At 61.3% G+C, this 12656-nt stretch carries 13 protein-coding genes and 1 tRNA gene; 6 read left to right on the forward strand and 8 right to left on the reverse strand.

Going from position 1 to position 12656, the window contains the following annotated elements; genetic code table 11:
* Positions 1 to 339: 339 nt before the first annotated feature.
* Positions 340 to 426 (reverse strand) — tRNA-Leu (locus D6851_RS05585).
* Positions 427 to 566: 140 nt separating this feature from the next.
* Positions 567 to 1376, reverse strand: coding sequence for a zinc-ribbon domain-containing protein (locus D6851_RS05590; RefSeq protein WP_120323877.1), 810 nt, complete (start codon positions 1374 to 1376; stop codon positions 567 to 569).
* Between the two features lie 161 nt (positions 1377 to 1537).
* On the opposite strand from D6851_RS05590, the gene ftsE reads away from it, so the two are divergent.
* From ftsE to D6851_RS05610, 4 genes are read left to right on the forward strand one after another with little or no spacing between them, the layout of a single operon-like run.
* Positions 1538 to 2245, forward strand: a complete 708-nt coding sequence (ftsE, locus tag D6851_RS05595) for a cell division ATP-binding protein FtsE (protein WP_120323878.1) — start codon at positions 1538 to 1540, stop codon at positions 2243 to 2245.
* Positions 2242 to 3183 (forward strand): cell division protein FtsX, encoded by a 942-nt coding sequence (locus D6851_RS05600; RefSeq protein WP_238473951.1) that lies wholly within the window; start codon positions 2242 to 2244, stop codon positions 3181 to 3183. Before ftsE ends, D6851_RS05600 begins: the two co-directional genes overlap by 4 nt.
* Positions 3180 to 3710 carry a YdcF family protein gene (locus tag D6851_RS05605; protein WP_238473952.1) on the forward strand — a complete coding sequence of 177 codons (531 nt, stop codon included), beginning with the start codon at positions 3180 to 3182 and terminating at the stop codon, positions 3708 to 3710. Before D6851_RS05600 ends, D6851_RS05605 begins: the two co-directional genes overlap by 4 nt.
* The gene (locus D6851_RS05610) at positions 3710 to 4390 is read left to right on the forward strand and encodes a lysophospholipid acyltransferase family protein (RefSeq protein ID WP_338014738.1); all 681 of its coding nucleotides are present in this window, start codon (positions 3710 to 3712) and stop codon (positions 4388 to 4390) included. Before D6851_RS05605 ends, D6851_RS05610 begins: the two co-directional genes overlap by 1 nt.
* 46 nt (positions 4391 to 4436) lie before the next feature.
* Here D6851_RS05610 and D6851_RS05615 read toward each other — a convergent pair whose 3' ends face one another.
* Together D6851_RS05615 and hisC are read right to left on the reverse strand one after the other, a co-directional pair.
* Positions 4437 to 5348: a prephenate/arogenate dehydrogenase family protein gene (locus tag D6851_RS05615; RefSeq protein WP_120323880.1), complete on the reverse strand. Its 912-nt coding sequence runs from the start codon at positions 5346 to 5348 to the stop codon at positions 4437 to 4439.
* Positions 5345 to 6427 (reverse strand): histidinol-phosphate transaminase, encoded by a 1083-nt coding sequence (hisC, locus tag D6851_RS05620; RefSeq protein WP_238473953.1) that lies wholly within the window; start codon positions 6425 to 6427, stop codon positions 5345 to 5347. The genes D6851_RS05615 and hisC overlap by 4 nt, the downstream gene beginning before the upstream one ends.
* Positions 6428 to 6515: 88 nt before the next feature.
* On the opposite strand from hisC, the gene metX reads away from it, so the two are divergent.
* On the forward strand, positions 6516 to 7616 hold the full coding sequence (metX, locus tag D6851_RS05625) for a homoserine O-acetyltransferase MetX (protein WP_120323881.1): 1101 nt from the start codon (positions 6516 to 6518) through the stop codon (positions 7614 to 7616).
* Entirely contained in the window at positions 7616 to 8203 is a 588-nt protein-coding gene (gene metW, locus D6851_RS05630; RefSeq protein WP_120323882.1) for a methionine biosynthesis protein MetW, read from the forward strand. Before metX ends, metW begins: the two co-directional genes overlap by 1 nt.
* 15 nt (positions 8204 to 8218) lie before the next feature.
* On the opposite strand, the gene fdhD is transcribed toward metW, so the two are convergent.
* The 4 genes from fdhD to mobA are packed head-to-tail and all read right to left on the reverse strand — an operon-like array spanning position 8219 to position 12647.
* On the reverse strand, positions 8219 to 9025 hold the full coding sequence (gene fdhD, locus D6851_RS05635; protein ID WP_120323883.1) for a formate dehydrogenase accessory sulfurtransferase FdhD: 807 nt from the start codon (positions 9023 to 9025) through the stop codon (positions 8219 to 8221).
* Positions 8997 to 9281 (reverse strand): formate dehydrogenase subunit delta, encoded by a 285-nt coding sequence (locus D6851_RS05640; RefSeq protein ID WP_183029997.1) that lies wholly within the window; start codon positions 9279 to 9281, stop codon positions 8997 to 8999. Before D6851_RS05640 ends, fdhD begins: the two co-directional genes overlap by 29 nt.
* The gene (gene fdhF, locus D6851_RS05645) at positions 9278 to 12127 is read right to left on the reverse strand and encodes a formate dehydrogenase subunit alpha (protein ID WP_120323884.1); all 2850 of its coding nucleotides are present in this window, start codon (positions 12125 to 12127) and stop codon (positions 9278 to 9280) included. Before fdhF ends, D6851_RS05640 begins: the two co-directional genes overlap by 4 nt.
* Positions 12117 to 12647, reverse strand: coding sequence for a molybdenum cofactor guanylyltransferase (mobA, locus tag D6851_RS05650; RefSeq protein WP_120323885.1), 531 nt, complete (start codon positions 12645 to 12647; stop codon positions 12117 to 12119). The genes fdhF and mobA overlap by 11 nt, the downstream gene beginning before the upstream one ends.
* Positions 12648 to 12656 lie beyond the last annotated feature (9 nt).

Raw genomic sequence — 12656 nt, forward strand, 5'->3', positions numbered from 1 at the left:
CTCACCCTCATTTCAAGGAGCCGGGTACGGGGAGGAGACTCTCTGTCAGACGATGGCCCGGCCCCACATCTGGGTGGGGCCGGGTAGCCGGGCCATTGTTGAAAATGATGAAATCGGTCCGTTTACAGCACAACAAGGCCCGCTGGATGCGCATATAAGCTATGGCGCAGATGAGCTTTCGGAAGCCGTCACGCTCTGTGAGGCCGTCCACGCAAAGTGTGATGAAGAATCGGGTGAAACAGGCTATCAGCCAGCTCACTTTTCAAAAGCGATACGTGGTTTTTTTGGGGAGAATAATGTGCCGTATTCCCGGGATTATCCTTTGCTCTCAAAGGATAATGGTGCGGTCGAGAAGACTCGAACTTCCACGGACTTTCGTCCACAACGACCTCAACGTTGCGCGTCTACCAGTTCCGCCACGACCGCACGTGTACGAGGTGCCGGCTGGCCGCCTCGCGGGGTAGGAGCGCGCCATTAGCAAAGGGGGTGAGACCCCGCAAGCGCGTCTGTGAAAATAATTGCACTTTTCGGAAAAAATTGTTCGCAGGCGTGGTGGCCGCCCCGGTTTATTCGGGTTTCCAGCCGATCTCGGCAAATTTAGCCGAGCGTGGAACGTCGGTTTTGGCTTCGTTGATCGTCATACTGTCGCCGGGGCCAAGCTTGCGCTGGGGCGGCATGATTTCCCAGCTATAGACGATTCGATCCTTGCCGTCTCGCAGCACGATGAGAATCGGTGGAACGCGCAGAGTCGAACTGCCGATATTGGTGATCGTGCCGCTGGCACCGAAAAATTCGGTACCATTGGGCAATTGCCGCCTTTCCTGCTGATCGGCGGGAAAATCGAGTTCCAGATCGGGCGCGGCCTGTGCGAAGACCGGGCGACTGACCGGAATCCAGTCGGGCAGACCCCAATAGGATATCGCCGCCAGCGCGACAGCGGCGAAAAGCGCAAAAACAACCGCTGCATAGGTCCATAATTTGAGCGGATTGCGCCGCGGGCGGAAGGGCGGCGATGTCGCGAATTGCGAAGATCGGTCGTGGCCCTCTGTCGAGGGATAAGGCGCCATGGGCGGCGGCGGGGTGCGCTCTTCCGAAGCGAAAGCCGGGCGCGGCGCCGATGGCCTGGGAGAGGGTGCTTCGTCACGTGGCGGCGCTGGCTTTTCCTGCCGCTCTTCCTTCGCAGGGCCGGCGGCGGTTTCGGGCGGCGCCGATGGCTGTTCCGTCGCCGGATCGGGGGCAGAGGGCCGGGTGATCTGCGGACCGTCCTGAAACCAGCTATGGCGGCATTTGGCGCAACGTACGGTGCGCCCCTCGGGGCCAACCGAATCATCGGGCACGACATAGCGTGTGGAACAGGCTGGGCAGGCAATAATCATGACTGATTAATTCTAAAGCACGGGATGATTATGCCAACAAGGCAGGAACCCCTATCCCTCACACACACCACCGCTTTTTTCCACATTCAACACAAGCTATAGCACCCGCCCATGCTTGGCTATCGCAATTCTCTTCCTGTCCGGTGCAAGGATTCTGTTCGATGAGCGCCGCCGGCCGTGCGGTCGTTCGCTTCGACAATGTCGGATTGCGCTATGGTACGGATCGCGAAGTGCTGAGCGATATTTCCTTTACGCTCGATCCGGGACGGTTCTATTTCCTCACCGGTGCGAGCGGGGCGGGCAAAACGTCGCTGTTGCGGCTGCTTTATCTGGCCCAGCGCCCCTCGCGCGGGATTATCGAGATGTTCGGGCAGGATCTGATCACGACGCCGCGTGAGAAGCTGCCATCCTATCGCCGGCGGATCGGCGTGGTGTTTCAGGATTTCCGGCTGGTCACGCATCTGTCGGCCTTCGATAATGTGGCCTTGCCGCTGCGCCTTTCCGGTCTGCCCGAGCGCGACATCGCCCGGCCGGTGGCCGATATTCTCGACTGGGTTGGGCTGTCGCACCGGGCCGAAGCGAGCCCGGCCTCGCTGTCGGGCGGGGAGCAGCAACGCGTGGCTATTGCCCGGGCGGTGATCGGACGGCCCGAAATTCTTGTGGCGGACGAACCGACCGGCAATGTCGATCCGGATATGGCGCTCAAATTGCTGCGTCTGTTCGAAGCGCTCAACCGTCTGGGGACGACGGTGGTGGTGGCGACGCATGATGTGCATCTGCTCGACCGGCTGCCCGATCCGCAGCGTTTCGTGCTCGAACGCGGGCGGCTGGCGCAGGATGGCGGCAGCCACCGGGGAGGGGGGAGATGAGCGCTCGCCGCTCACCGCTGTCGTCGGTCCGTATCCGGCTCGCGAATATGGTCGGCCGGTCGGACAATACGCATGGCCTGATCCCGCGTGCGCGGCTGATCGGGCCGATTCCTTCGGTAATTGCGGTGATGATCGCGCTGAGCGTGATGGCTGCCGCTGCCGCACTGGCGCTCAGCAATCTGGCGGGCAATGCGCAGGCCGAGATTGCCGGCGGGGTGACCGTGCAGGTGGTCGAAGCCGACCGGACCGAGCGCGAAAGGCAGACCGCGCTGGCGCTCGACCTGCTGCGCAGCCTGCCCGATGTGGTGCAGTTGCGGCGGGTGCCCGATGCTGAACTGCACGATCTGCTCGAACCCTGGCTGGGCGATAATTTTGCGGCGGACAGCACCATTCCGATGCCTTCGCTGATCGATATCCGGCTGGCCGGAGAAGTAACGCCCGCGCGGCTCGATGAGTTGCAGGCCACGCTGGAGCCGGTGGCTCCGGCGGCGCGGGTGGATGCGCAATCGGCCTGGCTGGGGCCGGTCCTGCGCGCGGTCGATTCGCTGCGCTGGCTGGCGCTCGGGCTGATCGTGCTGATCGGCGCCATCAGTATCGCCGCCGTCTGGCTTGCCGCGCGCAGCGCCATGGCGGCCAATCGCACAACCATCGAGATCATCTATATGCTCGGGGCGAGCGACGATCAGATCGCCCGCATCTTTCAGCGTTCGGCGGCGCGCGACGCGGCTCTGGGAGCGGCGATCGGCTTTCTGATCGGCCTTGCGGCGATTGCGGTGCTGGCGCGCCGCTTCGGGGCGCTGGGCTCCGGAATGGTGGACAGTGCATGGCTTTTGACCGGAGACTGGCTGGCAATTGGCGCAATTCCGTTTATCGGTGTGGCGCTCGCTTTTCTGACTGCCCGGGTGACTGTGCTGAACGCTCTGAGACGAATGTTGTGATTGGCCGCTTTTTCGCTGCGATTATTCTGATCTGGCTGGTCGGTTTTCTGTGGTTCGCGGTGGCTCTGCCCGAGCCTGCCGGAACCGAGACGACCGACGCCATCGTCGTACCCACCGGCGGGGCGGGGCGGATCGACCGCGGGCTGGAGCTGCTGCGCGACGGGCGGGCGAAAGCGTTGCTGGTGAGCGGTGTGGATATCCATGTCCGCCCGCATGAATTTGCGGTGCAATACGATGTGTCCGACCGGCTGATGAGATGTTGCATCACGCTGGGCTTCGATGCGCTCGACACGCGAGGCAATGCCCGCGAAACGGCGCTGTGGCTGGAGAAGAACGATTACCGGTCGATCCGCCTCGTCACCAGTGACTGGCATATGCGCCGCATCGTGCAGGAGCTCAATCAGGCGCTCCCCGACAATATCGAGGTGCTCGAAGACGGTGTGCGGACGCGGCCATCTTTGCGGATGCTGTTTCTCGAATATAATAAATTTCTGCTGACTTTCCTATCGGAAGCATGGCCGGGCTGATGATGATCCTTCTGCGAAATCTGCTGTTCTATGTCATCTTTTATGGCGGAACGATTGCGATGCTGCTGGCGGCGGTGCCGGTGATCTTTCTGGCACCGCGCAAGGTGCCCCCGATGTGCGATGGCTGGTCGCATTTCCATCGCTGGTGCGTTTGCCGCCTGCTCGGTATTACGATTCGCGAGGAAGGGGTGAAGCCGGAAGGCGCCTGTCTCTTCGCTTTCCGGCATGAGAGTTTTTTCGAAGCGATAGACTTCCCCACCACGCTGCGGCGTCCGGTGATTTTCGCTAAACAGGAATTGTTCTCGATCCCCATCTGGGGCCGCGCAGCGCATATTTACGGCGTGGTACCGGTCGCCCGGATGGACGGGGCCAGAGCGCTGCGCAATATGATCGCACAAGCCAGAGCCCATGCCGATGACGGCCGCCCGCTGGCGATTTTCCCCGAAGGCACGCGCGTGCCGCACGGGCAGGCGCGCAAATTGCGCTCAGGCTTTGCCGGACTTTACAAGATGATCGGTCTGCCGGTCGTCCCGGTCGCAGTGGATAGCGGGCCGCTTTATCATCGCGGTCTCAAACGCCCCGGCACGATTACATTCCGTTTCGGCGAAGCGATCCCGGCAGGGCTGCCGCGCGCCGAGATCGAGGAGAAGGTGCACAGTGCCATCAATGCGCTGAATTGAGCCCGGCGCGCCGTCTGCCAGCCAGTTAACCTGCCTGTCTCCCCGCCTATCCTTCGTGATCGCTGCGCCCGAAATCGGGCCGTGCATCGTCCTGCCCCAGCGCGACGATGGAGCGGCGAATGGCGCGCGTTCTGGTGAAGAGATCGAACATCGCTTCGCCGTCACCGGCAATGATGCTTTCGCGCATATGGGCCAGATCGGTCAGGAAACGATCGAGCATATCGAGCACCGCTTCGCGATTATTCAGGAATACGTCGCGCCACATGGTCGGGTCCGATGCTGCGATACGGGTGAAATCGCGAAAACCGCCGGCCGAATATTTGATGACTTCGCTGCGCGTTACTTCTTCCAGATCGGACGCGGTGCCCACAATCGTATAGGCGATAAGATGCGGGATATGGCTGGTGACGGCGAGCACACGGTCATGATGCGGCGCGCTCATCGTTTCGACCATGGCGCCCAGCGCTTCCCAGAAATCGATCAGCTGATCGACCTGTTTGCGGTCGGCCCCCTCGGGCGGGGTAATGATGCACCAGCGCTGCTGGAACAGGCTGGCAAAACCGGCATCGGGGCCGCTATTTTCGGTCCCGGCAACGGGGTGGGCAGGGATTACGGCCAGGCCGGGCAAAGCTGCGCATAAAGCCTCGGTGATGGTGGCTTTGGAAGAGCCGACATCGCTCACCACCACGCCCGGCTTCAGCGCTCCGGCACAATCGCGCGCGGCCGCGCCCATCGCGCCCACGGGCACGCAGAAAATCACCAGATCGGCGTCTTTTACCGCTTCTTCGGCGCTGGCGCAGATCCGGTCGGCCAGACGACGCTCCCCGGCGCGCAGCCGCACGGCAGGATCGGCATCGTAACCTGTGGTGGTGACGCCGGGCAGATGCTGCCTGATGGCAAGACCGATAGAGCCGCCCAGCAGACCGAGGCCGATAATCGCAACGCGCCCGAAGCTCATTGCGCCGCTTCCGCCATCTCGCGGATCGCCGCGGCGATGTCCTGCATATGCGCGCTCGCGCCGATAGTGATGCGCAGCCCCTGCGGCAGGCCCTGCCCCGGCAGCCAGCGGGTTGCATAGCCACGCTCGGCCAGCCCCTCATGCACGGTTTCGGCGGTGAGCGCGCCTTCGAACAGGATGAGTACGAAATTGGCGGCGCTCGGCAGTGGGCGAATGCCGTGATTGCCCAGCGCTTCCAGAGCGGACACGAAACGCGCACGTTCGGCGAGATTGTGTTCGCGTGAGCGTTGCACGAAATCCTGATCGCGCAAGGCCGCCAGCCCGGCAGCCTGTGCGGTGAGCGAGGTGTTGAACGGCCCGCGAATGCGATTGAGTGCATCGATAATATGCGGCGCTGCGGTGCCCCAGCCCAGCCGCTCCCCGGCCAGACCGTAAATTTTCGAGAAGGTCCGGGTGACGAGAATATTTTCCGCAGTCTGCGCCAGTGCCAGCCCGCCATCATCCTCTTCGGGCGGCACATATTCGGCATAGGCCTGATCGAGCACGAACAGCACATCGGAAGGCAAGGCGGCATGGAGCCGGGCAATTTCGCTTTTGGGCAGAAAGCTGCCCGTGGGGTTGTTGGGATTGGCCAGAAACACCACGCGGGTCTTGTCTGTCACGAGGTTCAGTAGCGCGTCGATATCGGTACCGTAATCCGTATCGGGCGCCACAACCGGCGTGGCCCCGCAACGCCTTGCGGCAATATCGTAGACCGAAAAGCCATAGCGGACATAGAGCACTTCATCGCCCGGCCCGGCAAAGGCCTGCGCCGCCAGATTGAGCAATTCGTCCGATCCGGTGCCGCAGATGACCTGCGCCGGATCGAGCCTGTGCAATGCGGCGATTTCCTCCCGCAGACCGGTCGAATCGGGATCGGGATAGCGATCCGGGCCGGGCGCAGCCCTGCGCGCTTCCAGCGCTGCCGGGCTGGTGCCCAGCGGGTTTTCATTCGCCGACAGCTTGATAAGCTCGCGGCCGCTGGCGGACCGCGATTTGCCGGGCACATAGGCATGGATTTCCCGAATCCATGGTTTCATCTCTGGGCGTTTTTCCATCACCGCGCGCGCATAGACCTGTTTGACAGCAATTGACAGTCCGGCTGGACTGGCCCAAGCCGCCGGACCTATGGCAACCGCGCTTGATACCAGCCCCAGCCTGACGCTTTCCAATGCACTGCCGCTCGATAGCGGGCAGGTGCTGGAAAATGTCCAGATCGCCTATCAGACCTATGGCACGCTGGCGCCTGAAAAAGACAATGCGATATTGCTGTGTCATGCCCTGACCGGGGATCAGCATGTCGCCAATCCGCATCCGATCACCGGCAAACCCGGCTGGTGGGACCGGATGGTCGGCCCCGGCAAGCCGATCGATACGGATCGCTTTTTCGTGATTTGTACCAATGTCATCGGCAGTTGCATGGGCTCCACCGGCCCGGCCAGTCTGGCTCCCGATGGTGAGCCTTACGGGATGCGCTTTCCGGTCATCACGATTCGCGACATGGTGCGCGCGGAACTGGCGCTGCTCGATGAATTCGGGATAGGCCGGCTGCATGCCGTGGTCGGCGGATCGATGGGCGGAATGCAGGCGCTCTCACTGGCGGCCAATTTCCCCGACCGGACCGCGCGGGTGCTGGCAATTGCCACCACGGCGCGCCATTCGGCGCAGAATATCGCTTTTCACGAGGTCGGCCGACAGGCCATCATGGCCGATCCGAACTGGCAGGACGGGGCCTATTACGGCACCGGAAAGGAACCCGATTCGGGCCTCGCCGTGGCGCGTATGGCCGCGCATATCACCTATCTCTCCGAAGCCGGGCTGACGCATAAATTCGGCCGTCGTTTGCAGGACCGGCAGGCGGTTGGTTTTGGTTTCGATGCCGATTTTCAGGTGGAAAGCTATCTGCGCTATCAGGGATTGAGCTTTACCAGCCGCTTCGATGCCAATTCCTATCTCTATATTACCCGTGCGATGGATTATTTCGATCTGGCGGAAGAACATGGCGGGCGGCTGGCTAATGCTTTCGCCAAAGCGCAATCGCGCTTTTGCCTTATCAGTTTCGATACGGACTGGCTCTATACGACCAGCGATGCGCGCAATGTCGTTCATGCGCTGAATGCGGTGGCTGCGCCGGTCAGCTTTGTGGAGCTTTCCGCGCCTTACGGTCATGACAGTTTCCTGCTCGACGTGCCGGCGCTGGATCGGGTGGTGGAAGGATTTCTCGGCTGATGGCTTTACGTTCAGACCTCCGGGTAATTGCCGAGCATGTGAAGCCGGGCAGCCGGGTGCTCGATATCGGCTGCGGTGACGGTGACCTGATGGCGGTGCTCAGCCAGGAAAAACAGGCCGATGCGCGCGGGATAGAGATCGATCCGGAAAGTGTGGAACATTGCGTCAGCCGGGGGCTCTCGGCAATACAGGGCGATGCCGATCACGATCTGGCCGAATATCCCGATGATGCTTTCGATTATGCGATATTGAGCCAGACGCTGCAAACGGCCGAGCGGCCTGATCTGATGCTCGATGAATTGTTGCGTGTGGGGCGCGAAGCCTTCGTCTCTTTCCCCAATTTTGCGCATTGGCAGGTGCGGGCCGATCTGCTCTTTACCGGGCGGATGCCGGTCACCAACCGTCTGCCGGTGACCTGGTATGAAACGCAGAATATCCATCATCTCACCGTGGCCGATTTCGAAGATCTGCTGCGGGAGAAAGGGGTTTCCACGGTTAATCGCTGGTTCTTCCACCGGGAGCGGGAAATCGGCCATTTCGCGGCCAACTGGCGGGCCGAATATGCGGTCTATCAGCTCAGTCGGTAAGTGCGCTGTCCGGCGTTAATCGCTGCGTGGGCCGGACCCGTCATTGACCAGCAGAACGCTGTCGTCACGCGCAAGTGACCACAGGCTCAGCCCGGCGGCGCGGGCACGTTCCACTGCCATGCTGGTAGGGAGCGAAATTGTCACCAGTTGTGCGGCACCGGCGCGCGCGGCTTTCTCGACGATCTCATAGGAGCAGCGCGCGCTCGACAGGATGAAGCCCTGCGCGGGGTCTTCTCCGGCCAGAGCCAGCGCGCCGATCAGCTTGTCCATCGCATTATGCCGCCCGACATCTTCGCGCGCATGGCGGATGGTTCCATCCATCGCCACAAAGGCGGCGGCATGAGCCGCACCGGTGGCGCGGGCGAGCGGCTGATGCTCTCGCAACCTTGAGAGGGCGCGGAAGATCGCTTCTGGCTCTGCTAAAGCGTGTTCTGGCCCTGTTGGGAGCTTTTGAGCCACCCTTTCGAGATTCTCGATTCCGCACAGGCCGCAGCTCGATTCCGCAACCCGTGTACGGACCCGTTCGGTCAGCTTCTCGATTCCCAGCCCGGCCAGCGTAGCCCGCAGAATCCAGCCATTTTCCACTTCGGCAATGGCGATACCGGAAATATCTTCAACCTGCCGCGCCAGCCCTTCATTCAGCGCGAAACCACGGACGAAATCCTCCAGATCGGCAGGGGTGCCCATCATCACCGCATAGGATAAGCCATTGAATTCCAACGCGATCGGAACTTCCGGCACCCATTCACGTGTGACCGGTTGTTCCGAACCGTCGGCCCGGATTTCGCGCGCTTCAGCCAGCGTCGGACTGCCCGATTTCATGCGCTGAATTGAATTCGGTCGCCCGGGTCTGATGCGGCGGACATTCGCCCTTTTGCAGTTCCTCGATCGCCGCTTTGGCAATGGGCGAAAGATCGGTTCCGGCATCGGCGAAGATCTGCGATTTCATCCGCGGATCCCAGAACATATTGATATGATCCGCCGTCGCCTCGACCGCATCGATATGGCCCATCACCTCGAAATTGCGGGCAATCTGATTGGCCATCCGGCGCAGGGTTTCGATCGTGCTCCCGCTCATTCTGCCGGCTCCATTTCGCCTTCGATCCGGCGCGCTTTTTCCGACAGGTCGATATATTCCTCCTGCCAGTCCGACGGGCCGTTGGAAGGCATGACCTGGACCGCTGTCACCTTATATTCCGGGCAGTTGGTGGCCCAGTCGGAATAGTCGGTCGTCACCACATTGGCCTGTGTGGCGGGGTGATGGAAAGTCGTATAGACCACGCCCGGCGCCACGCGATCGGTGACCTTGACGCGCAGAGTGGTTTCCCCCGTCCGGCTGGTCAGCTTTGCCCAGTCGCCATCCTTCAGGCCGCGATTCTCGGCATCGGAGGGATGCACTTCGAGGAGATCTTCGGGATGCCAGACCGTATTGGCCGTGCGCCGTGTCTGCGCGCCGACATTATACTGGCTGAGAATACGCCCGGTGGTGAGCAATAGCGGGAAACGCGGCCCGGTCTTCTCATCGGTCGGGACATAATCGGTGACGACGAATTTGCCCTTGCCGCGCACGAAGCCATCGACATGCATGACCGGCGCACCCTCGGGATATTGCTCATTTACCGGCCATTGCAGCGAATCTTCCTTGTCGAGCCGCTCCCACGAGACACCGGCAAAGCTCGGCGTCAGGCGGGCGATTTCGGCAAGGATTTCCTTCGGGTGCGTATAGTTCCAGCCAAGGCCGATGGCGTTGGCGAGCGCCTGCGTCACTTCCCAGTCGGCCATGCCATTGGCCGGTTCCATCACCTTACGCACCGGCTGAATGCGCCTTTCGGCATTGGTGAAAGTCCCGTCCTTTTCGAGAAAGGTGGAGCCGGGCAGGAAGACATGCGCATAATTGGCGGTTTCGTTGAGGAACAGGTCATGCACGATGACGCATTCCATCGCTTCGAGCCCGGCAGCGACATGTTTCGTGTTCGGGTCGGACTGGAGAATATCCTCACCCTGAATATAGATCGCGCGAAAATCGCCATCGACTGCGGCATCGAGCATATTGTTGATCCGATAGCCGGGTTCGGGATCGAGGCTGACGCCCCAGTCCTGTTCGAATAGCGAGCGGGTTTCGGCATCGGAAATATGGCGATAGCCGGGCAGTTCATGCGGGAAGCTGCCCATGTCGCAACTGCCCTGCACATTATTTTGCCCGCGCAGCGGATTTACGCCCACGCCTTTGCGGCCGACATTGCCGGTTACCATCGAAAGGTTGGCAATGGCCATCACTGTGGAAGAGCCCTGGCTGTGTTCGGTCACGCCGAGGCCATAATAAATCGCGCCATTGCCGCCTGTGGCATAAAGCCGCGCGGCTTCGCGCACGCTCTGCGCCGGAACGCGGGTGACGCCCTCCAGCGTTTCGGGGCTGTGCTTGTCCTGCGAAACGAAACGCGCCCAGTCCTGATATTCATCCCAGTCGCAGCGTTCGCGGATAAAGTCTTCATTTGCGAGACCTTCGGTCACGATCACATGCGCCATGGCGGTGAGCAGAGCGACATTGGTGCCCGGTTGCAAAGGCAGGTGATGTTCGGCGTTGATATGGGGCGATTTGACCAGATCGATCCGCCGAGGATCGATCACGATCAGCTTCGCTCCCTGCCGCAGGCGCTGTTTCATCCGGCTGCCGAAGACGGGATGGCCGTCGGTCGGGTTGGCCCCGATCACGAGGATCACATCCGAATCCATCACCGAATCGAAATCCTGCGTCCCGGCAGAAGTGCCGAAAGTGGTCTTGAGGCCATAGCCGGTCGGCGAATGGCAGACACGCGCGCAGGTATCGACATTGTTGGAGCCGAAACCGCTGCGGATCAGTTTCTGAACGAGGAAGGTTTCTTCATTGGTGCAGCGGCTCGATGTGACGCCGCCGAGCGCCTTCGCCCCGTGTTTCGCCTTGATGGCATTGATCTTGTCGGCCGCGAAACCCAATGCATCTTCCCAGCTCACTTCGCGCCAGGGCTGATCGATGCTGTCGCGGATCATGGGGGTTGTTATCCGGTCCTGATGGTTGGCGTAACCCCAGGCGAACCGGCCTTTCACGCAGGAATGGCCGCGATTGGCTTTGCCGTCCTTATAAGGCACCATCCGGACAAGCTGTTCGCCGCGCATTTCGGCGCGGAAGGTACAGCCGACGCCGCAATAGGCGCAGGTCGTGTCCACCGAGCGTTCGGGCTTGCCGATTTCCTTGACGCTTTTTTCCTGCAAGGTCGCTGTGGGGCAGGCCTGCACACAGGCGCCGCAGCTTACGCATTCGCTGGACAGGAAATTGTCACCCGATTGTCCGGCGCTGATTTCGGAAGCAAACCCGCGTCCGTCAACGGTAAGGGCGAAAGTGCCCTGAACTTCGTCACAGGCGCGCACGCAGCGCGAGCAGACGATACATTTGCTCGGATCGAAATCGAAATAGGGATTGGAATGGTCGGTCGGCTCGGCAAGGTGATTGGCGCCTTCATAACCATAGCGGACATCGCGCAGGCCCACGGCGGCGGCCTGATCCTGCAATTCGCAATCATTATTGGCCGAGCAGGTCAGACAATCGAGCGGATGATCGGAGATATACAGCTCCATCACGCCCTTGCGCAATTTGTCGAGCCGCGGAGTCTGGGTTTTCACCACCATGCCTTCGGCAGCAGGTGTCGTACAGCTTGCCGGTGTACCGCGCGCACCTTCGATTTCCACCAGACACAGCCGGCAGGAACCGAATTGCTTGAGATTATCGGTTGCACATAATTTCGGGATCGAGCCACCGGCTTCAGATGCGGCTCGCATTACGGTGGTGCCTTCGGGAACGGTCACCTCGCGCCCGTCAATGGTCAGCGTAACCTGCTTGTCCGACTGGATCGCAGGGGTGCCGAAATCCGTTTGCTTCTCATATCCCATAATGTTTCTCCGCCGCGGTCAGATCCGCCTGCGTGTTGATATTAGCAGTTTTATGCGTGGTTTTCACGGGGGTCGCCTGCATTGCTTCGGCAAGCGCCTTCATCGAATGTTTTCCCGGCCCTTCGAGGATCTGTTCCACCGCCGCTGCCGCCCTGGCGGGCCAGTGCCCGACCACTGGCTGCGCTGCGAGAAAAGCCGGGGCAGGGGAAAGCAGAGAAAGCAGATCGGGAGGGAGATCTACCGAATCGACACCGCATGTCAGAATGGAGGTATAATCCATATCCTGTGCGTAACGCAGACCGGCAGCGATGCCGCCCAGCGGCCCCATGCCCGGATGCGGCCAGTCGGGAATGCAGCGGGCCGGCCCTTCTTCGCGCCCGGCAATCACCACCATTTCGCACCAGCCGGACAAGGCATCGACCGCGCGGGCGAGCAGCGTGTGCCCGCCGAGTTCGGCGAGCGCTTTGTCGCTCCCGAAACGCGAGCTTTTCCCGCCTGCGAGGACGACGCCCAGAATCATGTGCGAGCC

The sequence above is a fragment of the Altericroceibacterium spongiae genome (assembly GCF_003610805.1).
Classification (GTDB): Bacteria; Pseudomonadota; Alphaproteobacteria; order Sphingomonadales; family Sphingomonadaceae; genus Altericroceibacterium; species Altericroceibacterium spongiae.

Coding starts and splice junctions, on each gene's coding strand:
- D6851_RS05590 (WP_120323877.1), bottom strand. CDS start 1,376: ATGATTATTGCCTGCCCAGCCTGTTCCACACGCTATGTCGTGCCCGAT.
- ftsE (WP_120323878.1), top strand. CDS start 1,538: ATGAGCGCCGCCGGCCGTGCGGTCGTTCGCTTCGACAATGTCGGATTG.
- D6851_RS05600 (WP_238473951.1), top strand. CDS start 2,242: ATGAGCGCTCGCCGCTCACCGCTGTCGTCGGTCCGTATCCGGCTCGCG.
- D6851_RS05610 (WP_338014738.1), top strand. CDS start 3,710: ATGATGATCCTTCTGCGAAATCTGCTGTTCTATGTCATCTTTTATGGC.
- D6851_RS05615 (WP_120323880.1), bottom strand. CDS start 5,348: ATGAGCTTCGGGCGCGTTGCGATTATCGGCCTCGGTCTGCTGGGCGGC.
- hisC (WP_238473953.1), bottom strand. CDS start 6,427: ATGAAACCATGGATTCGGGAAATCCATGCCTATGTGCCCGGCAAATCG.
- metX (WP_120323881.1), top strand. CDS start 6,516: ATGGCAACCGCGCTTGATACCAGCCCCAGCCTGACGCTTTCCAATGCA.
- metW (WP_120323882.1), top strand. CDS start 7,616: ATGGCTTTACGTTCAGACCTCCGGGTAATTGCCGAGCATGTGAAGCCG.
- fdhD (WP_120323883.1), bottom strand. CDS start 9,025: ATGAAATCGGGCAGTCCGACGCTGGCTGAAGCGCGCGAAATCCGGGCC.
- D6851_RS05640 (WP_183029997.1), bottom strand. CDS start 9,281: ATGAGCGGGAGCACGATCGAAACCCTGCGCCGGATGGCCAATCAGATT.
- fdhF (WP_120323884.1), bottom strand. CDS start 12,127: ATGGGATATGAGAAGCAAACGGATTTCGGCACCCCTGCGATCCAGTCG.
- mobA (WP_120323885.1), bottom strand. CDS start 12,647: ATGATTCTGGGCGTCGTCCTCGCAGGCGGGAAAAGCTCGCGTTTCGGG.